Origin of the sequence: Micromonospora sp. NBC_00821, from assembly GCF_036347035.1 — a bacterium.
Lineage (GTDB): Bacteria > Actinomycetota > Actinomycetes > Mycobacteriales > Micromonosporaceae > Micromonospora > Micromonospora hortensis.
This window is the reverse complement of the sequence record NZ_CP108880.1, coordinates 399,717-417,928: the sequence shown is the minus strand read 5'-3', so window position 1 is coordinate 417,928 and position 18,212 is coordinate 399,717. Positions and strand designations below refer to the sequence as shown.

The window sequence follows — 18,212 nt, the reverse complement described above, 5'->3', positions numbered from 1 at the left end:
CTAGACAGCGCGACGACCCGGCCCATGCGTGGGGGAGCGCCGGATCGGGTAATGACGGCCCGTCAACCGAGGGAAGGACCGCATCGACATGAGCCAGGCACCGGAGAGCGTCACCGACGGGGAGATCGTGGAGACCCGAGGCGACGAGCGGGTCGAACTGCTGCGCGCCGACACCAACAACGACGGCAAGACCGACGTGTGGGTGGTGGACACCGACGGCGACGGCAAGGCGGACCTGTTCCAGTTCGACACCGACGGTGACGGCAAGGTGGACATCACCATGGTCGACATCGACGAGGACGGCCAACCGGACGAGGTGGTCGACGGCGACGGCGGCCTTCCGCCCGAGCAGCTCCCCCCGACCGTCCAGGTCTGAGACGTACGGACGGCCCCCGCTCTCCGTCCGGCGGAGAGCGGGGGCCGTTCTGCTCAGTCGACGAGGCGCAGGGTGGCCAGGTAGTAGGGGGCGTCGCGGTCGTCCACATCGGTGAGCTGCCAACCGGTGCCGTGCACCAGGCTGGCGAACTCGTCCGCCGAGCAGACCAGGTAGTCGAACCACTCGGTGCTCAACTCGCGGTAGCGCAGCCGCAGCCGCAGCTGGCCACCGAGCCGGCCGCGTCGACGGTTGCGCTCGTGGTAGCCGGTGTGCAGCGGGTCACGGGTGCCGTACGGGTTGGTGCCCTGCGCGATGATCTGCGCCCCAGGCCGGGCCAGCGCGGCGAGCGCGGCCAGGAACTCGGGAGCACGCTCCCGCCCCTCGAACAGCCCAAGGTTGTTGCCGAGCAGCAGGAACGTGTCGTACCGCGACCCGTCGGCGACGTGCGTGTCGACGGTGCCGTGCACCAGCCGCCGGACCCCGCGACGCCGGCTCACCTCCAGCGCCCCCGCCGAGGTGTCCAGCCCGGTGACGGGTACGCCGCGCTCCTGGAGCAGCAGCGCGATCCGGCCGGCGCCGGTACCGATGTCCAGCGTCTCGCCGTGCGCCCGGTCCACCGCGCGGTGGTCGTACGGCTGCCACTCCGCCGGCCCGTCCAGGTAGTGCGCGGACGGGGCGCCGTTGATCAGACCGTCGTCCCGTTCGATGATCTCGATGACCGGTCGCGGCAGTCGACCACCGACCAGGGGCCGGGGGCCCACCCCGGTGGCCACGGCGAGCGTGTCTCGCAGCAGTTCGCCGATCACGTCACCGATTCGAGGTTCGACCGTCACGGCGTTCACGCTATCCGGCCACTCAGTGGCCCGCGCCGGCCGTATCCTGGCGGCGTGACCATGCTGGACCGGCTGTCGGCCGAGAAGTACATCCTGCTCACGACCTTCCGCACTGACGGTCGGGCGGTGCCGACCCCGGTCTGGGCGGTACGCGACGGGGAGGCGCTGGCGGTCTGGACCCGGGCCGACTCGGGCAAGGTGAAGCGGATCCGCCGCAACGGCGAGGTGACAGTGGCGCCGTGCGACGTGCGGGGTCGGCCACACGGGGCGGAGGTGTCAGCTCACGCCACGATCTACGGGGGCGGTGACACCGGTCGGGTCCGCGACCTGCTCAAGCACAAGTACCGCCTGATCGGTCGGCTGAGCCTGCTGGGCAGCCGGTTGCGCCGCGGCGAGGGCGGCACCGTCGGCATCCGGGTGACGTTGGCCGAGCCACAGCGCTGACCCGCGTCGCTGACCCGCGTCGCTGACCCGCGGCCCGGGGTCGTGCTCGGCTGGGCACACGAAAGGGGCGGCGGATCGAGATCCACCGCCCCTGACGTAGAACTGTTGCCTGCTCAGTCGCCCTGCCGCTGCTGCGGGATCTGGCCCTGCAAGAGCGCCCTGACCTCCGACTCACGGTACCGACGGTGGCCACCCAGGGTGCGGATGGCACTGAGCTTGCCAGCCTTGGCCCACCGGGTCACCGTCTTCGGGTCGACCCGGAACATCGACGCCACCTCGGCCGGCGTGAGTAGCGGCTCTGGTTCGTGCGTTCGCGATGCCATCGGTCACTCCTCCACATGTATAGACATCGGCCGGGGTCCCGCCGGCCGACGCGTCTCCCATGGTCCGGCTAGTCCCCGATGTCCGACATGGGCCGAACGGATGAAGGTCCCTAGACGGACGGATGAACCATGCCCGATTTTTACGACTTTTACACGGCAGAAACTACCTTATTCGGACTCATGATCACGGTTCGTGATGCGTCAACTACGAGCACAACTCACCTTGGGAGCGCTCCTAGGGTGATATGCCCTAGTTGCACCGCTCCAAAAGCTGCACCGCACGCCACCGAGCCACCAACTTGTCGTACGCCGCCGACGCCTCCTCGGCCTCGCCGCGCGACAGCCCCGCGAGGCCGCTGGCAACCAGTTCGGGCGAGTCGTCAGCGGCGAGCGTCTCGTCGGAGAGCAGGTCGACCAGGCCGCCGTAGTCCAGCTCGACCACGGACCGCGGATGGAACTCCTCCAGCCAGCGGGCCGCCTCCTCCACCGCCTCGGTGATCGGCGCCTCGCCCACCGACTTGCGCAGCACCGACAGCGCCCGCGACGAGCGGCGTCGCGCCTTGGAGATCTCGGTGCGGTAGCGCAACGCCCGCCGGCCCGGCTGGCTGACCAGGTCCCGCTCCTCTGGGTCGAAGAGCACGAACCACCGCAGCGGTACGCCCCAGGTGGCGATCTGCTCGTGCACCCGGGGCACCCCGTGCTCCAGCACCCGGGCGCCACTGCGCCAGTCGTCCACCACCGCCCTGGCCTGCCCGGCGAGCACCGGCGGCACGAAGGCGTCGGCGAGCACCGAGGGCACCCCGTCCCGGGCGCTGAGCGCCGCCTCAGCGACCCGGATGCGCAGGTTCCAGGGGCAGACCAGTAGGCCTTCGTCCGTCTCCAGGACGTACGCCTCCTCCGGCAGGTCCGGCAGCCGGGTCCAGCCAGCACCCAGCGCCTCGATCACCGCCGTCCGCTGCCGACCGGGCCCCTCGACCGGGGCGATCGCGCGCCCCTCCGAGACGTAGCGGCGCCAGTAGCTCTGCCGGTCTCGATCGAAGGCGGCCAGCGGTTCGTACACGCGCAGGTAAGAAGCGAAGAGCGACGGCACCGCGCGATCCTCCCACGAACCACGCCCGTACGCGGTCAGCGGCCGGAGCACGCGCGCCGCACCGTGGGACGGCGGCGGCGCGTCGAGCGCCCGCCCGGCGGCCGATACTAGGCTCGATCACACCGGCAGCATCCCCGCCGGGGTCCACCAGGTCCGCGTCCCACAAGGACGCACACCACAGTAGGAGCCAACAATGGGCGTTTTCGCGAGCACCGACGACCCGGTATCGACAGGTCACGAACAGGTCGTGTTCTGCCAGGACAAGCAGAGCGGCCTGAAGGCGATCATCGGGATCTACTCCACAGCGCTGGGCCCGGCGCTCGGCGGCACCCGCTTCTACCCGTACGCGAGCGAGGACGACGCCCTCGCCGACGTGCTGGACCTGTCCCGCGGGATGGCGTACAAGAACGCGCTCGCCGGGCTGGACCTGGGCGGCGGCAAGGCCGTCATCTGGGGCGACCCGGAGCAGATCAAGAGCGAGGCGCTGCTGCGTGCGTACGGCCGCTTCGTGGAGTCGCTGGGCGGCCGCTACTACACCGCCTGTGACGTCGGCACGTACGTGGCGGACATGGACGTCGTGGCCCGGGAGACCCGCTACGTGACCGGGCGCAGCGTCGAGCACGGTGGCGCCGGCGACTCGTCGATCCTCACCGCCTGGGGTGTCTTCCAGGGGATGCGGGCCGCAGCCGAGCACGTGTGGGGCACCCCGAGCCTGCGGGGCCGGCGGGTTGGCGTGGCCGGGCTGGGCAAGGTCGGCAAGTACCTCACCGGGCACCTGCTGGACGATGGCGCCGAGGTGGTCGCCACCGACGTCAACCCGAAGGCGCTGGCGTGGGTGCGCAGCAACCACCCGCAGGTCACCCTCGTCGACGACGCCAGCGCGCTGGTCGCCGCGGACATCGACGTGTACGCGCCGTGCGCGCTGGGCGGCGCCCTGAACGACGACACCGTGCCGGCGCTGCGCGCCAAGGTGGTCACCGGGGCGGCGAACAACCAGCTCGCCCACCCGGGCATCGAGAAGCTGCTGGCCGACCGGGGCATCCTCTACACGCCGGACTACGTGGTCAATGCCGGCGGCGTGATCCAGGTGGCCGACGAGATCGAGGGCTTCAACTTCGACCGGGCGAAGCTGCGGGCGACGCGGATCTACGACACCACCCGCGAGATCCTGCACCTGGCTGACGCTGAGGGCGTGCCGCCGGCGGTGGCCGCCGACCGTCTGGCGGAGCGGCGGATGGCGGACGTCGGCCGGCTGCGCGCGATCCACCTGCGCTGAGCTTTCCCCGGAGGCGGATCGACGAGATCCGCCTCCGGGCCCCGGTGCCGGGCGTCGCTGGGTAAGCTGAGCCGGGGTCAAATTTGATGCGGTTTGTCCGGTGTCACGGGTGCTAACCGTTCCGCTCCTTACCCGGTACACTGGGTGACGGCCGGATCGACGCGACGCGCAGAGCCGGCTGACGGTAACCCGAGGTGCCGAACGATGGCATCCCCATGTACCGTAAGAGCCACGAGAGATGCCTGACGTCATCGGGGCCCGCCTTCGGGCTGCCCCGCATTCTGTGCGAGGGGGTCGAGCCATGGGGCGCGGCCGTGCTAAGGCCAAGCAGACTAAGGTGGCGCGGGAGTTGAAGTACCACTCCCCGAACACCGACCTCACCGCTTTGCAGCGCGAACTGGCGGGTGCTGGTAAGTCTGAGCACCACTTCGACGACGACTCTAAAGAGTTCGTCGACGACGATGATGAGGATCACGCGGACGACGATCCGGATCCCTGGGTCCGTCCGACCCGCTGACCTATCGGCGCAGCTGAGCACGCGGTAACCCCCGCGTGCTCACGCACGTCCCGTGCAGGTGCAGTAGCCGACGATCAGGGGCCTGGCCCGACCGGATCCACTCCGGTCGCTCGACAGGCCCCTGACAACGGCTCCCTCAGCGCGGGCGATTGTTCCAGTTGTAGAACGTCGGGATGTTCTCAAAGTGGTTCCAGGCGCAGACCGCGCTGGAATCCTCCGCGCCCGACACCTCCGAACGCAGCCGCCGCGCGTCCTCGGCCTCCTGGAGCAGCACGACGAGCGCGGGACCCGCGTCCCGCACCCGTTCGGTGACTCCGTCGTCCGCTTCGCGCTCAGGCCGCCGGTGACTGGTGGTCTCGGGCATGCTCCAACACTCCCTCCAATAGGCGGATCTTGCTGTTGCGGCAGTGCTCGGTCTCCGTACCGTCAAAACGCCCCAGTTCGAAGTAACGGTTGGCGGCATGGCCGCCACCGCAGAAGCCGAAGTACGGGCAGGACGCCCGACACGCCTCCACCCCGGCCAGGAACTCCCTCACCCACGGCGTCGTCGCCGCGTTGCCGAGGATCTGCGCCAACGGCGTCGTCAGCACATTGCCGCTGCTGAAGTCGCCGTAGTGGGGGTCGGTGAAACCGGCCAACTCCGGGGAGAGCACGATCACCGAGCCGTCGTGACCGATGGTCGGGATCGGGTCCAGGTGGCGGGGCAGCACACCGTCCGCCGAGTTGTCGAGCACCGCCGCGGCGTAGCGCAACGACCACTCGATCTCCCGGAGGTGGATCCGGGGCTCCCGGCGCCACGCCCCGACCAACTCCGCCCAGAACGCGGAGACCTTCGACGGGTCGTGGCGGTTGTCGCGGGTGTTGACTCCCTCGGTCTCCTCGATGTTGATGCCCAGCACGTCGCAGCCCAGCTCGAGGAAGTAGTCGTACAGCTCGGTGGCGAGCCCCGGCTCGGGCCGGGACACCACGGCCAGCGCGGAGAAGGGCAGACCGCGCCGCCGCAGCACCGAGATGCCGTGCAGGATCCGGTCGTACGCCGGCTGACCGCCCCGGTTGACCCGGTCGCCGTTGCGCGCCCGGGGCCCGTCGACGCTGACACTCACCCGCATCTCGTGCCGGGCGAAGAAATCGCACCAGTCGTCGTCGATGAGGGTGGCGTTTGTCTGCACATGGTGCTCGACCTCTGGCCCGAACGGGGCGATCAGAGCGGCCAGGTGCTCTCGACCAGCGGCCAGGGGCTCGCCGCCATGCCACACGACGGAGAACCGACCGTTCGCCGCCCAGGGATTGACGGCGGCCGCGACCGCCTCGGCCACCGCCACCGGCATCCGGCGGTCGGCGGCGCGAAACGGCAGATAGCAGTACGCGCAGTCGAGGTTGCAGAGGGTGGTGGGCTGCATGACGACGTACGACGGGACGGCGGCCAGACCGCGCATCCCGCTGAACGACTGTCCCCGAGCAGCCATCGCCCTCCTTCGCCTAGCCTGAGGGGCGGTCGGGAAGCCTCGGAGCGAGCGAGGCGGAGTTCCCGACCGTCTCTGAAGGGTGCCCTTCAGGCTAGGCGGCATTGGCCACTCGGGTGAAGCCCTGATCAGGTGCCCGTACGATCACCGGAGGGTGATCATCCTCGGGTGTGCTGACCGACCATCTGCACGTTGCCGGTGCCCTCGATGATCTCGCCGGCCTGCCACGCCTCGACGCCACGGCCGGTCAGGGTGGCCAGCGCCCGGTCGGCGTCCTCGGCCGAGACGATCGCGAACATGCCGACGCCCATGTTGAAGGTCGACTCCATGTCGTGGTCGTCGATCCGACCCTTCGTCTGGATCAGGTCGAAGATCGGCTGCGGCTTCCAGGTGGACCGGTTGACCACCGCGTCGACGTGCTCGGGCAGCACCCGGACCAGGTTGCCGGGGATGCCGCCGCCGGTGATGTGGGACAGCGCCCGCACCTCGGCCTCGGCGATCAGCTTGAGGCAGTCCTTGGCGTAGATCTTGGTCGGCGTGAGCAGCTCCTCGCCGAGGGTCCGCTGCCGACCGAAGTCGTCGATCACGATGTCCAGACGCATCCGGGCCGCGCCCAACAGAACGTGGCGGACCAGCGAGTATCCGTTGGAGTGCAGGCCGGAGGAACGCATGGCGATCACCACGTCGCCCACCTCGACCCGGTCAGGGCTCAGGATGTCGGCTTCCTCGACCACGCCCACGCCGGTCGCGGAGATGTCGTACTCGTCCGGACGCAGGACACCGGGGTGCTCGGCGGTCTCGCCGCCCAGCAGGGCGCAGCCGGCGTAGCGGCAGCCGTCGGCAATGCCCGCGCCGATCTCGGCGACCTTGTCCGGCACGACCTCGCCGGTGGCGATGTAGTCGAGCAGGAACAGCGGCTCGGCGCCGCAGGCCACCAGGTCGTCGACGACCATGGCGACGAGGTCGATGCCGACCGTGTCGTGAATGTCCATCTGCTGGGCGATCACCAGCTTGGTGCCCACCCCGTCGGTGGAGGACGCCAGGATCGGGCTCTTGTACTTCTTCGTGTCCAGCCGGAACAGGCCGGCGAAGCCACCGAGGTCACCGAGCACCTCGGGACGGCGGGTCTGCCGCACCTTCGACTTGAGCAGCTCCACGGCGCGGTCACCCGCGTCGATGGAGACACCGGCGTCGGCGTACGAGACCGAGCGTTTGCGCGCCTGGCGGCCAGCACCGCCCGTCCACGGCTGGCGGTCGCCGCCGGCGCCGGTCGGGCTGCTTCCTGCGCCGCTGCGCTCGGACACGTGCGTCACGGTTCTCCCCTTTGGTTCTCGGTGCCGCCGGCGGTAGCCGGGCCGCGCCGGTTGGTGCTACGGGCGGTTTGCGGTAACGCCACCCGGAGTGGCGACGGACGAGCCGTTGGTGTGCGGGGCCTCCGGCGCCGAGTTGGCGACGCGTCGACCCACCCCTTCGAGCACGTGCTTGCCGATCAGGTTGCCGGCTGGCAACTCGATCGGGTACTCCCCATCGAAACACGCCCGACACAACCTGGTCTTCGGCTGCTCGGTCGCGGCGATCAGGCCGGGAAGGGATACGAAGCCCAGCGTGTCGGCGCCGATGGAGCGCCGGATGCCGTCGTTGTCCAACCCGTTGGCCAGCAGCTCCGCCCGGGTGGCGAAGTCGATGCCGTAGAAGCACGGCCAGCTGACCGGCGGGGAGGAGATTCGGACGTGCACCTCCAGCGCCCCCGCCTCACGCAGCATCCGCACGATGGCGCGCTGGGTGTTGCCGCGCACGATCGAGTCGTCCACCACCACCAACCGCTTGCCGCGGACGTTCTCCCGCAGCGGGTTGAGCTTGAGCCGGATGCCGAGCTGACGCAGGGTCTGCGACGGCTGGATGAAGGTGCGACCCACGTACGGGTTCTTCATCAGGCCGGCGCCGTACGTGATGCCGGACGCCTCCGCGTACCCGATGGCGGCCGGAGTGCCCGACTCGGGCACCGGGATCACCAGGTCGGCCTCGACCGGGTGCTCCTTGGCCAGCTGCCGGCCGATCTGCACCCGCGCCGAGTGGACGTTGCGCCCGGCGATCGTGGCGTCCGGGCGGGCGATGTAGACGTACTCGAAGAGGCAGCCCTTCGGCTCCGGCGCGGCGAACCGGGTGGAGCGCAGCCCGTTCTCGTCGATCGCGATCAGCTCGCCCGGCTCGACCTCGCGCACCACGCTGGCGCCGACGATGTCCAGGGCAGCCGTCTCGCTGGCGACTACCCAGCCGCGCTCCAGGCGGCCGAGCACCAGCGGGCGGACACCGTGCGGATCGCGGGCCGCGTAGAGGGTCGCCTCGTCCATGAAGACGAAGCTGAACGCGCCGCGCAGCTGCGGCAGCACCTCCAGCGCGGCCGCCTCGACCGACAGATCCGGTCGACTGGCGAGCAGCATCGTCACCAGGGAGGTGTCGTTCGTCGAACCGTCGGCGATGAGGCCGCGCTCGGCGACCTCCTTCTCCAGCTCGGCCGTGTTGACCAGGTTGCCGTTGTGGGCCAACGCGATGGTCGTGCCTGAGGTGGTCGACCGGATCGTCGGCTGGGCGTTCTCCCAGTTGGACGCGCCGGTGGTGGAGTATCGGGCGTGCCCGATCGCCAGGTGACCACGCAGGCTGGCCAGGGTGGGCTCGTCGAAGACCTGCGCCACCAGGCCGAGGTCCTTGTAGACCACCACGCCGGAGCCATCGCTCACCGCGATGCCCGCCGCCTCCTGGCCACGGTGCTGCAGGGCGTAGAGGCCGAAGTAGGTCAGATTGGCAACCTCTTCGCCGGGGGCCCAGACACCGAAGACGCCACAGGCGTCCTGGGGGCCAGGTCGTTGGGGGTCAAGGTCGTGGCTCAGCCGGCCGTCGCCTCGGGGCACCTACCGCTCCCTCATGCTGGTCTGGACCGGCCGGGCGGGGATCACGGGCGGATCCACTCTCCTCTGCCGGGACCACTGTCATCGCCTGACAGTGTACGCGAATCGACGTCAATACAGAAAGTCACGATTCCCCTGCTCAGCGTCACGGCCAGTGGGACATCGGGACGACTAGAGGGGCAGATACGCCGAGAGGTCCGCGCGGTTGCCACTCATCTGGACGCGACCGTCGGTGACCGCCGACGCCCAGTCGAGCCTGCCGGTGGCCAGCTCCAACCAGGTGTTCGGGGCCATCTCGACCACGTTTGGTGGATTTCCCCTGGTGTGTCGAGGCCCCGGTACGCACTGGATCGCCCCGTATGGTGGAACGCGCACCTCCACCGATCGGCCGGGGGCGCGCTCCGCGAGGACGGCCAACAACGACCGGACCGCCTCCCGGAACACCGGCCGTTCGGGTGTACGCCCCTCGTCGAGCGCCGACAACGCGGCTGCAACGGCAGCGGACTTACTGTGCGGAGAGGACACGACGGGACGATACGACCCTCAGGCCAGACACGCGACGCTGGCCCTGGGTCGCGCTCATGCAGTCGGACAAGGCATAGTTGCCGACGGCGTATTCGTACCGTGATGATCCCCGGCCCGGCGCCCCGCCGGTCAGAGGGAAGTCAGCCCGGAAGGCGGTGGACGTGTCAACACACCGACGTGCCTGGAAGCAGCGGGCCGGTGTGGTCGTAGCGCTGGTTGCCGGCGCTCTGCTCGCCGTCCCCGCCACACCAGCAATGGCCGCAGATGTCAGCGTTTCCCCCGGCTCGATCACAGTAAACGCCGGCAGCGACGCCACGATCACCGTAAGTGTCACCCCGGGTAACGGTGACGACAAGGCGACGATCAGCCTGGCCGGCCTGCCCTCGGGTGTTCGATGCGCCAGCGGTTGCGGCGAGGTTGACTTCCCCGGCCTGGGCAATCAGGCGAGGTCGCAGCTGGTCCGGATCGCTGCCAACGACAACGCTGGCGACGCGACAGCGACCGTCACGGTGGCCGTCGAGGCCGAGTCCGGCCCGGACACCGCCACCGTCTCGCTGACCGTCAAGGGCAAGGCCGCTCCGCCGCCGCCGCAGAACCAGACCGTGCGGTCGATCTCCGGCAAGGTGATCTCGCAGGCCAACAGCAAGGCGGTCGCGAACGCGGTGGTCATGCTGCGCGACAGCACCGGCCGGCAGCTCGACACCACAAGCAACGGAAGCGGCGACTTCCGCTTCACCGGCACCACCGACAAGCCGATCGCACCCGGTCGGATCGACCTGGGCGCGAGCTTCGACAACGTGGTGGCCACCAAGACCATCAACGCTGCCGCCGGACAGGCCGTCACCGGGCAACGGATCAGCCTCGCGATCAAGGTCGAGGTGACGCCCAGCGCCACCCCGTCCCCCACCCCCGAGGCCACCGCCACCGAAGAGGCGACCGAGGAGGGCACCGAGGAGGAGCCCACCGAGGAGGCCAGCCAGGGTGCTCCGGCGAACGCCGCGAACAACGAGGACAGCGGCGGCATTGGCTCGTACCTGATCATCTTGCTCGGTGGTCTCCTGGTCGCCGCAGGTGTCGGCACGATCGTGCTGCTCTGGATGAAGCGCAGGGAGAACGGCGACGACGACGACGCCCCGGCGGCTGCCGGTGGCGGCGGTGTGGTGCCGCCCTCGCGCGGCGGGTTCCGCGGTCCGGACGACCAGACCCGGGTGGTCGGCGGTCGTCCCGGCGGCGGAGCGGACCCGACCATGGTCGGCGGCGCGGCGCTGAGCGAGGCGCCGACGATGATGCACCGCCCGGTGGTCGACGACGTTCCGCCGGACCCGTACGGCGCGCCTGCCCAGGCGTACGGCGGCGCGGGTCAGCAGGGCTGGGGCGGCGCCGGATACGGCGAGGAGCCCGCGTCCGCCGGGTACGGTGCCGGCGGCTACGGCAACGCCCCCGCTTCCGGTGGCGGTTACGGCACTCCGGCCGGCCCGGAGGGCGGGTACGGCGCCGGTGCGGCCGGTGACGGTTACGGTGCCGCGCCCGGTGCCGGTTACGGCAATGCTCCGGCCTCCGGTGCCGGCTACGGGAACGCCCCAGCCTCCGGTGGCGGCTACGGCGGTCGTGACTACGACGCCCCGGGTGGCACCGCCGCCTACCCGCCGGCTCCCGCTGGCGGCGCGGCGTACGGCGAGCGGTTCGACGAGCCGACCGGCCGGTACACCGGTGACAGCACCCAGTACCCGGCCCCGGCCGACCCGTACGCCACAGGCGTCTACCAGCCGGAGCAGGGGCAGGGGTACGGCCAGCCCGATGCCGCCCCGTACGGCGGTCGCGCCGCCGAGCCGACCGCAGGGTACGGCGCTCCGGAGGCTGGCGGGTACGACCAGGGCGGCTACGGTCAACCGGCCGGCGGATACGACCAGGGCGGCAACTACGGCCAGGAGCCTCCGCAGCAGCGCGGCGGCTACGACGACCGGGGCTACGACCAGGGCGGCTACGGCCAGCCGGCCGGCGGATACGACCAGGGCGGCAACTACGGCCAGGAGCCTCCGCAGCAGCGCGGCGGCTACGACGACCGGGGCTACGACCAGGGCGGCTACGGCCAGCCCGCTGGGCGGAACCGACCGGACACCCCGCCGCCGCCACCGACCGAGCGCGGCGGTCGCCGCCTCGACTGGCTGGACGACTGACCCACCACAGCACATGGAAACGGCCACTCGGAGATCCGGGTGGCCGTTTCGCTGTCCCAAGAAAAACCCGACCCCGCGCCGATCTTGCAGTTTCGGTCGCCTTTACGGGCGGAATGCCCCTTACGTCGGGACAGAAAGTGCAAGATCGCCGCAGGGTCGGGGCGCGAGGTCGGGGCGCGGGGTCGGGGCGCGGGGTCGGGGCGCGGTCAGGCGGCGGAGAAGACGCCCTGGTGGAGCACCGGCACGACGTCCGACACGCCGATCCGGACGGCGACGTCCACGTCCGCGGCGAAGCCGCTCTCGGTCAACTCCCGTCCGGAGACGCTGCCGCGCACCGCGGCGGGTAGATCCGGGGTGCTCGCCAGCGCGGCGAGCGCCATGGCGGCCTCCACCGAGAGCCCACCCGGCACGCCGGACAGGGCGTCCAGCACCGACGCGGCGCCGAGTTGGTCCTCCACCGACGGGCGCAGCGACCCGTCCGGCCACCGCTCCCCCGAGGCGATCACGCCGATCGGAGCATCCAGCGTGCCGTACCCCTGGCGGCGCAGCCAATGCCCGACGGCGCGTGCGTTGCGCAGGCACGCCGCTACCACCGGCAGGCCGGTGGCGCTGGCGGCGGCGCTGATGGCGGAGCCGTTCGGGGAGGGCAGCACGAGGTCGGCCACCACGGGCGCGGTGCTCAGCGCGGCGGGCGAGAGCGACCACGGATGTTCAGTGGTCGTCTGCCGCCGCCCGACCGCAGCGGTCGCACCGACCCGGAGGGCGTACTCGGCGGCCTGCTCACCCCAGGGGAACGGGTGCACCCGCATGCCCCTGGCGACCGCCACCTCCACGGCGGTGGTGAACGAGAGAACGTCCACCACCACCAGCGCCGCGCAGACCCGGCCGAGTTCGGCCGCCCCGGTCAGCCCCCAGTCGAACCGGGCACCCGATCCGGGTTGGCCGTAGACGGCGGCCGTCAACGCCTCAGCGCTCGTCAGGCGACGGCTCGGCGACACCGGAGTCAGACTCGGACGCCCCGCCCGGCTGCTCTGACCCGATCGGCTCGACCGCGCCGGTCTCCGGGGACGGACCCGAGGAAGCGATCGGCTCGGAGACCACAGCCGCCGCGTCGACCGGCTCGGCCTGCGCGACAGGCAGCGGGACGGCCTCGACCGCACCCGCCACACCGGCGGCCGGCGCTGGCACCTCGACGGCCGCCGAGCCCCCGAAGAGGCGCGGCAACGTCTCGGTGTGCGCCGTGCGCAGCTCGTCCAGGCCGATCCGGAACTGGCCGTGCACCTCGAGCGCACCACCGGACGGGTCGGTGACCCCGATCAGCTCGAACGGCACGCCCCGCTCGGCGCAGAGCGCCGCGAACGCCTTGTCGTGGCCGCGCGGCACCGAAACCAGCGCCCGCGTGGCGGACTCGCTGAACAGGTAGACGAACGGCATCGAGCCCTCGGCGAACTGCTCCGGCACCGCGACCCGGGCACCGACGCCGCGACGCAGGCAGGACTCGACCAGGCTCTGGGCCAGGCCACCGTCGGAAAGGTCGTGTGCCGAGCTGAGGTGACCGACGCGGGCCGCCTCGGCCAGCAACTCGGCGAGCGCCTTCTCGCGGAGAAGGTCGACCTGCGGCGGAATCCCGCCGAGGTGCTCGTGCGTCACCCAGGCCCACTCCGAGCCGGACAGCTCCACGTTCGTCTCGCCGAGCAGGTAGAGCTGGTCGTGGTCGCCACCGGCGCGCGGCACGAAGCCCATCGGCACCCGGTCGGCGACGTTGTCCAGCACGCCCAGCACGCCGACCACCGGGGTCGGGTGGATGGCCGCCGCGCCGGTCTGGTTGTAGAAGCTGACGTTTCCGCCGGTCACCGGGATGCCCAGCTCCAGGCAGCCGTCCGCCAGGCCGCGCACGGCCTCGGCGAACTGCCACATCACGCCCGGGTCCTCCGGCGAGCCGAAGTTGAGGCAGTCGGTCACGGCGATCGGCTTCGCGCCGGTCACCGCCACGTTCCGGTACGCCTCGGCCAGGGCCAGCTTGGTGCCGTTGTACGGGTCCAGTCGGGCGTACCGGCCGTTGCCGTCGACCGACAGCGCCACACCGAGGCCGGTGCGCTCGTCGATCCGGATCACGCCGCCGTCCTCCGGCTGGGCGAGCACTGTGTTGCCCAGCACGTAGCGGTCGTACTGCTCGGTGACCCAGCTCTTGTCGGCCAGGTTGGGCGACGCGATCATGCGCAGCACGGTCTCCCGCAGCGCCTCCGGGTCGGCCGGGCGGGGCAGCGTCTCGGCCCGGTCGGCCTGAAGCAGGATCAGGTCGGCTGGCTCGCGCATCGGCCGGGCGTAGACCGGGCCGTCGTCGACAAGCGAACCTGGCGGCACGTCGACGACCAGGTGGTCCTGCCAGGTGATCAGCAGTCGACCCGGGCTGCCGTCCGGCTCCGGTGCGGTGACCTCACCGATCGCGGTGGCGAGGACGCCCCACTTCTCGCAGGTCTTGAGCACCGCGTCGAGCTTGTCCGGCGCGACGACCAGCAGCATCCGCTCCTGCGACTCGCTGGCCAGGATCTCGTGCGGGTCCATCGAGGGCTCGCGCAGCGGCACCCGCTCCAGCCAGACCCGCATGCCGGTGCCGGCGGCGGCGGCGGTCTCGGTGAGCGCGCAGGTCAGGCCGGCGCCACCGAGGTCCTGGATGCCGACGACCAGCTCGGCGTCGTACAGCTCGAGGCAGGCCTCGATCAGCAGCTTCTCGGTGAACGGGTCGCCGACCTGCACGGCCGGGCGACGCGCCTCGCTGCCCTCGTCGAAGGTGGCGCTGGCCAGCACCGAGACGCCGCCGATGCCGTCGCGGCCGGTCTTGGCGCCCATCAGGACGACAACGTTGCCCGGGCCGGCGGCGGCCTTGTTCTGCAGCCGACTGACCGGCAGCACGCCCAGGCAGAGCGCGTTGAGCAGCGGGTTGCCCTGGTACGAGGGGTCGAAGACCAGCTCGCCACCGATGTTGGGCAGGCCCAGGCAGTTGCCGTAGCCGCCCACGCCGGCGACCACACCGGTGAGCACCCGGGCGGTGTCCGGGTGGTCAGCGGCACCGAAGCGCAGCGGGTCCATCACCGCGACCGGGCGGGCGCCCATGGCGAGGATGTCCCGGACGATGCCGCCGACGCCGGTCGCCGCGCCCTGGTACGGCTCGACGAAGCTCGGGTGGTTGTGCGACTCGACCTTGAAGGTCACCGCCAGCTCGTCGGAGATCTGCACGACACCGGCGTTCTCACCGATGCCGGCGAGCATCCGGTCGCTGTGCGGGGCCTTCTCGCCGAACTGACGCAGGTGCACCTTGCTCGACTTGTAGGAGCAGTGCTCGCTCCACATGATCGAATACATCGCCAGCTCGGACTGCGTGGGCCGGCGGCCGAGGATCTGCCGGATCCGGTCGTACTCGTCGTCGCGCAGGCCAAGCTCGGTGTACGGCTGAAGCTCGCCCGGGGTGCCACCGGCGCGAGGCACGGTGTCCACGCCCTCGGTCCAGACGGCGGCGGCCGGCTGGGCGGGAGCGGTCGCCGGTGCGACCGGCTGCGCCGCGTTCGGCTCGGCCGGCTGCGCCGGGGCGGAGTACGCCTCCGGTGTGTCGCGTACCGGGTCCGGATGGGTGGTCATGACCTCTCCTCGCTGCGCTCGTGCCCGCCAGGCCGGCGGTTGAGCTGACCGATGATCGTGCCGCCGGTCATGCCGGCGCCCCCACCAGGTGCTTGAGGACCGACGTGAAGAAGCCGAGGCCGTCCAGCGAAGGGCCGGTGAGCGCCTCCACCGCGTGCTCGGGGTGCGGCATGATGCCGACCACGTTGCCCGCGGCGTTGGTGATCGCGGCGATGTCGCGCTGGGACCCGTTGGGGTTGCCTCCGACGTAGCGGGCGACCACCCGACCTTCGGCTTCGAGCTGGTCCAGCGTCGCGGTGTCAGCGACGTAGCAGCCCTCGCCGTTCTTGACCGGGATGAGCACCTCCTGGCCGGGCTGGAAAGCGTTGGTCCACGCCGTCCCGGCCGACTCGATGCGCAGGACCTGGTCCCGGTTGCGGAAGTGCAGGTGCTGGTTGCGGGTGAGCGCACCCGGCAGCAGGTGCGCCTCGCAGAGGATCTGGAAGCCGTTGCAGATGCCGAGCACGGGCAGACCACCCTGGGCGGCGTCCACGATCGTCTCCATCACCGGGGCGAACCGGGCGATGGCACCGCACCGCAGGTAGTCACCGTAGGAGAATCCGCCGGGCAGGACGACAGCGTCGACACCGTGCAGAGCCGGGTCGCCGTGCCAGAGCCGGACCGGCTCGGCGCCGGCGATCCGGACGGCCCGGGCCGCGTCCCCGTCGTCGAGCGAGCCGGGGAAGGTGACCACACCGACCCGGGCGGTCACGAGCGGGCGTCCGCAGTCTCGTCGGCCTCGACCAGGCGGACGGTGAAGTCCTCGATGACCGGGTTGGCGAGCAGTTTGTCGGCAATCTCCCGAGCGCGGTCCAGGTCCGGTTCACCGGTGAACTCGATCTCGATCCGCCTGCCGATCCGAACCGAGGCGACGTCACCGACGCCGAGTCGGGGCAGCGCGTTTGCGACGGCCTGGCCCTGCGGATCAAGGATCTCGGGCTTGAGCATGACGTCGACGACGACGCGAGGCACTGGGCACTCCTGACTGTGTACGCAGTTGGGTGCCGACCCACAATGGGCGAGCGCAGCCAGCGTACCTGGCAGATATCGCCGCGGACGCACCGGCCGGGTGCAGTTCAGGCAGTGATCGACATTACTGACGCTCAGTCTGACCTGTCAGGCGCGACAGGTGGCCCTAGCAGGACATATACGGCGCAGCGGGTGGCCGAATCGTTACATTGGGCAACCTCGATCACCTCCTTGATAACGATCGCGTCGCGCCCTACTCTACATCGACGTAAGTCGATTTCGCCGGCTCCGGGAATCCCCGCGGCCCGGCACCATCCGCACCCGGCGACCCCGGGCGCGCCCCGTCCAAGGAGTCCACCGATGCGCATCCGCCCCCTGCTCGCCGTACTCAGCACCGCGCTTATCGGCGCCCTCGGCGTCACGTCCGCCGCCTCCGCCGCCCCCGCCGGCCCGCAGCCCATCATCGGCGGCGGCACCGTCTCGTCCGCGCCGTGGGCCGCCGCGGTGCTCAGCAACGGCTCGTTCACCTGCTCCGGCAGCGTCATCGCCGCGCAGTGGGTGCTCACCGCCCGGCACTGCATCAGCGGCACCATGTCGGTGCGCGTCGGAAGCGTGAACCGCACCTCCGGCGGGGTCACCCGCACGGTCAGCGCCACCTACACCCGCAACGACCTCGCCCTCATGCGGCTCTCCAGCACCGTCAGCACCTCCGCGGTGAGCCTGGCCAGCAGCAACCCGCCGATCAACTCGACGAACTCGATCTACGGCTGGGGCATGACCTGCTACAGCGGCTGCTCGGCGTCGACCCAACTGAAGACCGCCACCGTCCGGGTGACCAGCAACAGCGCCACCGACGCGTACGGCGGCCAGGCGATCCGCAGCACCCGGGTCAACGGCAACGCCTGGCGTGGTGACTCCGGCGGCCCGCAGTTCTACAACGGCCAGCAGGTCGGCGTCGCCTCCACCGCCGACGGGTCGAGCATCCAGAACTACGGCAGCGTTGCGTACAACCGGGCCTGGATCACCTCGGTGGCCGGTGTCTGACGGTTAGCGCCCCGCTCGGCGCGGATGGTCGGCCACGTGCCGGCCGTCCGCGCCGCGTCGTTTTGCAGCATCCGATCAGGTGAACAATGCACACGATCGGGTCGGGCCACTCCTGACAGCATCGGAAACGTGCTGGTCGTGACGACAGAGCAACTGCCCGGCTACGAGATCCGCCAGATTCTCGGTGAGGTGGTGTCATCGATGGCCAGGACGCGCAACCCGTACCGCGAGGGTGTGAAGAACCTGCGCGGTGGCGCGTACGACCCGATGGCCCCGGACAACCTGACCCGGTGGCGCACCGACTCGGTGGCCCGCCTCGGCGAGGAGGCCCTGCGGCTCGGCGCGAACGCGGTGATCGGCATGCGGTTCGACAGCCGGGACTGTGGCGAGATGTGGATGGAGATCTGCGCGTACGGGACGGCAGTGGTCGCCGTACAGAAGATGCCCGAGGTCATGCCGGCCGACCAGCCGGCGGTCGCAGCGGGAACCGCGGAGGTCGCGGGCATCACGGAGTCGCCCGGCGGCATCGCCGAACCCGCCAGCGCCCCCAACCTGAGAACCGCCGCCGAAACCCCAACCGGCGAGTAACGCCCG

The 18,212-nt window shown here is 70.9% G+C and carries 19 protein-coding genes; 7 read left to right on the top strand and 12 right to left on the bottom strand.

The window, feature by feature from the left end:
- Positions 1–88: 88 nt before the first annotated feature.
- A complete protein-coding gene (locus OHB44_RS01975; protein WP_091396025.1) occupies positions 89–376 on the top strand; it encodes a hypothetical protein in 288 nt (95 codons plus the stop codon).
- A gap of 53 nt (positions 377–429) precedes the next feature.
- Here OHB44_RS01975 and OHB44_RS01970 read toward each other — a convergent pair whose 3' ends face one another.
- The gene (locus OHB44_RS01970) at positions 430–1,209 is read right to left on the bottom strand and encodes a class I SAM-dependent methyltransferase (protein ID WP_330439467.1); all 780 of its coding nucleotides are present in this window, start codon (positions 1,207–1,209) and stop codon (positions 430–432) included.
- A 54-nt stretch (positions 1,210–1,263) separates the two neighbouring features.
- Between OHB44_RS01970 and OHB44_RS01965 the strand changes: the two genes are divergently transcribed.
- A complete protein-coding gene (locus OHB44_RS01965; RefSeq protein WP_238685304.1) occupies positions 1,264–1,653 on the top strand; it encodes a PPOX class F420-dependent oxidoreductase in 390 nt (129 codons plus the stop codon).
- Positions 1,654–1,766: 113 nt separating this feature from the next.
- Here the strand turns inward: OHB44_RS01965 and OHB44_RS01960 are convergent, their stop codons facing one another.
- Both OHB44_RS01960 and OHB44_RS01955 read right to left on the bottom strand, forming a co-directional pair.
- Positions 1,767–1,976: a BldC family transcriptional regulator gene (locus tag OHB44_RS01960; RefSeq protein WP_007073996.1), complete on the bottom strand. Its 210-nt coding sequence runs from the start codon at positions 1,974–1,976 to the stop codon at positions 1,767–1,769.
- A gap of 250 nt (positions 1,977–2,226) precedes the next feature.
- Positions 2,227–3,066 carry a hypothetical protein gene (locus tag OHB44_RS01955; protein ID WP_238685423.1) on the bottom strand — a complete coding sequence of 280 codons (840 nt, stop codon included), beginning with the start codon at positions 3,064–3,066 and terminating at the stop codon, positions 2,227–2,229.
- A 193-nt stretch (positions 3,067–3,259) separates the two neighbouring features.
- Here OHB44_RS01955 and OHB44_RS01950 point away from each other — a divergent pair, with 193 nt between their 5' ends.
- Positions 3,260–4,342, top strand: a complete 1,083-nt coding sequence (locus tag OHB44_RS01950; protein WP_266304026.1) for a Glu/Leu/Phe/Val family dehydrogenase — start codon at positions 3,260–3,262, stop codon at positions 4,340–4,342.
- A 301-nt stretch (positions 4,343–4,643) separates the two neighbouring features.
- Positions 4,644–4,859, top strand: a complete 216-nt coding sequence (locus tag OHB44_RS01945) for a DUF3073 domain-containing protein (protein WP_030332207.1) — start codon at positions 4,644–4,646, stop codon at positions 4,857–4,859.
- 136 nt (positions 4,860–4,995) lie between these two features.
- Here OHB44_RS01945 and amcA read toward each other — a convergent pair whose 3' ends face one another.
- From amcA to OHB44_RS01920, 5 genes are all read right to left on the bottom strand, one after another.
- Positions 4,996–5,223 carry a multiple cyclophane-containing RiPP AmcA gene (gene amcA, locus OHB44_RS01940; protein ID WP_238685302.1) on the bottom strand — a complete coding sequence of 76 codons (228 nt, stop codon included), beginning with the start codon at positions 5,221–5,223 and terminating at the stop codon, positions 4,996–4,998.
- Positions 5,192–6,295: a cyclophane-forming radical SAM peptide maturase AmcB gene (gene amcB / locus OHB44_RS01935; protein WP_308193696.1), complete on the bottom strand. Its 1,104-nt coding sequence runs from the start codon at positions 6,293–6,295 to the stop codon at positions 5,192–5,194. The genes amcA and amcB overlap by 32 nt, the downstream gene beginning before the upstream one ends.
- Before the next feature lie 185 nt (positions 6,296–6,480).
- Complete coding sequence (purM, locus tag OHB44_RS01930) at positions 6,481–7,635, bottom strand: phosphoribosylformylglycinamidine cyclo-ligase (RefSeq protein WP_091396042.1); 1,155 nt, start codon at positions 7,633–7,635, stop codon at positions 6,481–6,483.
- A gap of 57 nt (positions 7,636–7,692) precedes the next feature.
- Positions 7,693–9,231 (bottom strand): amidophosphoribosyltransferase, encoded by a 1,539-nt coding sequence (gene purF / locus OHB44_RS01925; RefSeq protein ID WP_124853505.1) that lies wholly within the window; start codon positions 9,229–9,231, stop codon positions 7,693–7,695.
- 168 nt (positions 9,232–9,399) lie between these two features.
- The gene (locus tag OHB44_RS01920) at positions 9,400–9,753 is read right to left on the bottom strand and encodes a sterol carrier family protein (RefSeq protein ID WP_238685300.1); all 354 of its coding nucleotides are present in this window, start codon (positions 9,751–9,753) and stop codon (positions 9,400–9,402) included.
- Between the two features lie 161 nt (positions 9,754–9,914).
- On the opposite strand from OHB44_RS01920, the gene OHB44_RS01915 reads away from it, so the two are divergent.
- Positions 9,915–11,930: a hypothetical protein gene (locus OHB44_RS01915; RefSeq protein ID WP_330439464.1), complete on the top strand. Its 2,016-nt coding sequence runs from the start codon at positions 9,915–9,917 to the stop codon at positions 11,928–11,930.
- 206 nt (positions 11,931–12,136) lie between these two features.
- On the opposite strand, the gene OHB44_RS01910 is transcribed toward OHB44_RS01915, so the two are convergent.
- The 4 genes from OHB44_RS01910 to purS all read right to left on the bottom strand — a co-directional run bounded on the left by OHB44_RS01910 (position 12,137) and on the right by purS (position 16,577).
- Complete coding sequence (locus OHB44_RS01910; RefSeq protein WP_330441170.1) at positions 12,137–12,892, bottom strand: 2-phosphosulfolactate phosphatase; 756 nt, start codon at positions 12,890–12,892, stop codon at positions 12,137–12,139.
- Between the two features lie 4 nt (positions 12,893–12,896).
- The gene (gene purL, locus OHB44_RS01905) at positions 12,897–15,566 is read right to left on the bottom strand and encodes a phosphoribosylformylglycinamidine synthase subunit PurL (protein ID WP_238685298.1); all 2,670 of its coding nucleotides are present in this window, start codon (positions 15,564–15,566) and stop codon (positions 12,897–12,899) included.
- 67 nt (positions 15,567–15,633) lie between these two features.
- Positions 15,634–16,317 (bottom strand): phosphoribosylformylglycinamidine synthase subunit PurQ, encoded by a 684-nt coding sequence (gene purQ / locus OHB44_RS01900; protein ID WP_266304029.1) that lies wholly within the window; start codon positions 16,315–16,317, stop codon positions 15,634–15,636.
- Entirely contained in the window at positions 16,314–16,577 is a 264-nt protein-coding gene (gene purS, locus OHB44_RS01895; protein ID WP_030491392.1) for a phosphoribosylformylglycinamidine synthase subunit PurS, read from the bottom strand. Before purS ends, purQ begins: the two co-directional genes overlap by 4 nt.
- A gap of 357 nt (positions 16,578–16,934) precedes the next feature.
- Here purS and OHB44_RS01890 point away from each other — a divergent pair, with 357 nt between their 5' ends.
- Positions 16,935–17,618, top strand: a complete 684-nt coding sequence (locus OHB44_RS01890; RefSeq protein WP_238685296.1) for a S1 family peptidase — start codon at positions 16,935–16,937, stop codon at positions 17,616–17,618.
- 24 nt (positions 17,619–17,642) lie between these two features.
- Complete coding sequence (locus tag OHB44_RS01885; RefSeq protein WP_238685295.1) at positions 17,643–18,206, top strand: YbjQ family protein; 564 nt, start codon at positions 17,643–17,645, stop codon at positions 18,204–18,206.
- Positions 18,207–18,212 lie beyond the last annotated feature (6 nt).

What these genes read in the sequence shown, in the direction of transcription:
- OHB44_RS01975 (WP_091396025.1), top strand. Translation starts at nt 89, where the DNA reads ATGAGCCAGGCACCGGAGAGCGTCACCGACGGGGAGATCGTGGAGACC.
- OHB44_RS01960 (WP_007073996.1), bottom strand. Translation starts at nt 1,976, where the DNA reads ATGGCATCGCGAACGCACGAACCAGAGCCGCTACTCACGCCGGCCGAG.
- OHB44_RS01950 (WP_266304026.1), top strand. Translation starts at nt 3,260, where the DNA reads ATGGGCGTTTTCGCGAGCACCGACGACCCGGTATCGACAGGTCACGAA.
- OHB44_RS01945 (WP_030332207.1), top strand. Translation starts at nt 4,644, where the DNA reads ATGGGGCGCGGCCGTGCTAAGGCCAAGCAGACTAAGGTGGCGCGGGAG.
- amcA (WP_238685302.1), bottom strand. Translation starts at nt 5,223, where the DNA reads ATGCCCGAGACCACCAGTCACCGGCGGCCTGAGCGCGAAGCGGACGAC.
- amcB (WP_308193696.1), bottom strand. Translation starts at nt 6,295, where the DNA reads ATGCGCGGTCTGGCCGCCGTCCCGTCGTACGTCGTCATGCAGCCCACC.
- purL (WP_238685298.1), bottom strand. Translation starts at nt 15,566, where the DNA reads ATGACCACCCATCCGGACCCGGTACGCGACACACCGGAGGCGTACTCC.
- OHB44_RS01890 (WP_238685296.1), top strand. Translation starts at nt 16,935, where the DNA reads ATGCGCATCCGCCCCCTGCTCGCCGTACTCAGCACCGCGCTTATCGGC.
- OHB44_RS01885 (WP_238685295.1), top strand. Translation starts at nt 17,643, where the DNA reads ATGGTCGGCCACGTGCCGGCCGTCCGCGCCGCGTCGTTTTGCAGCATC.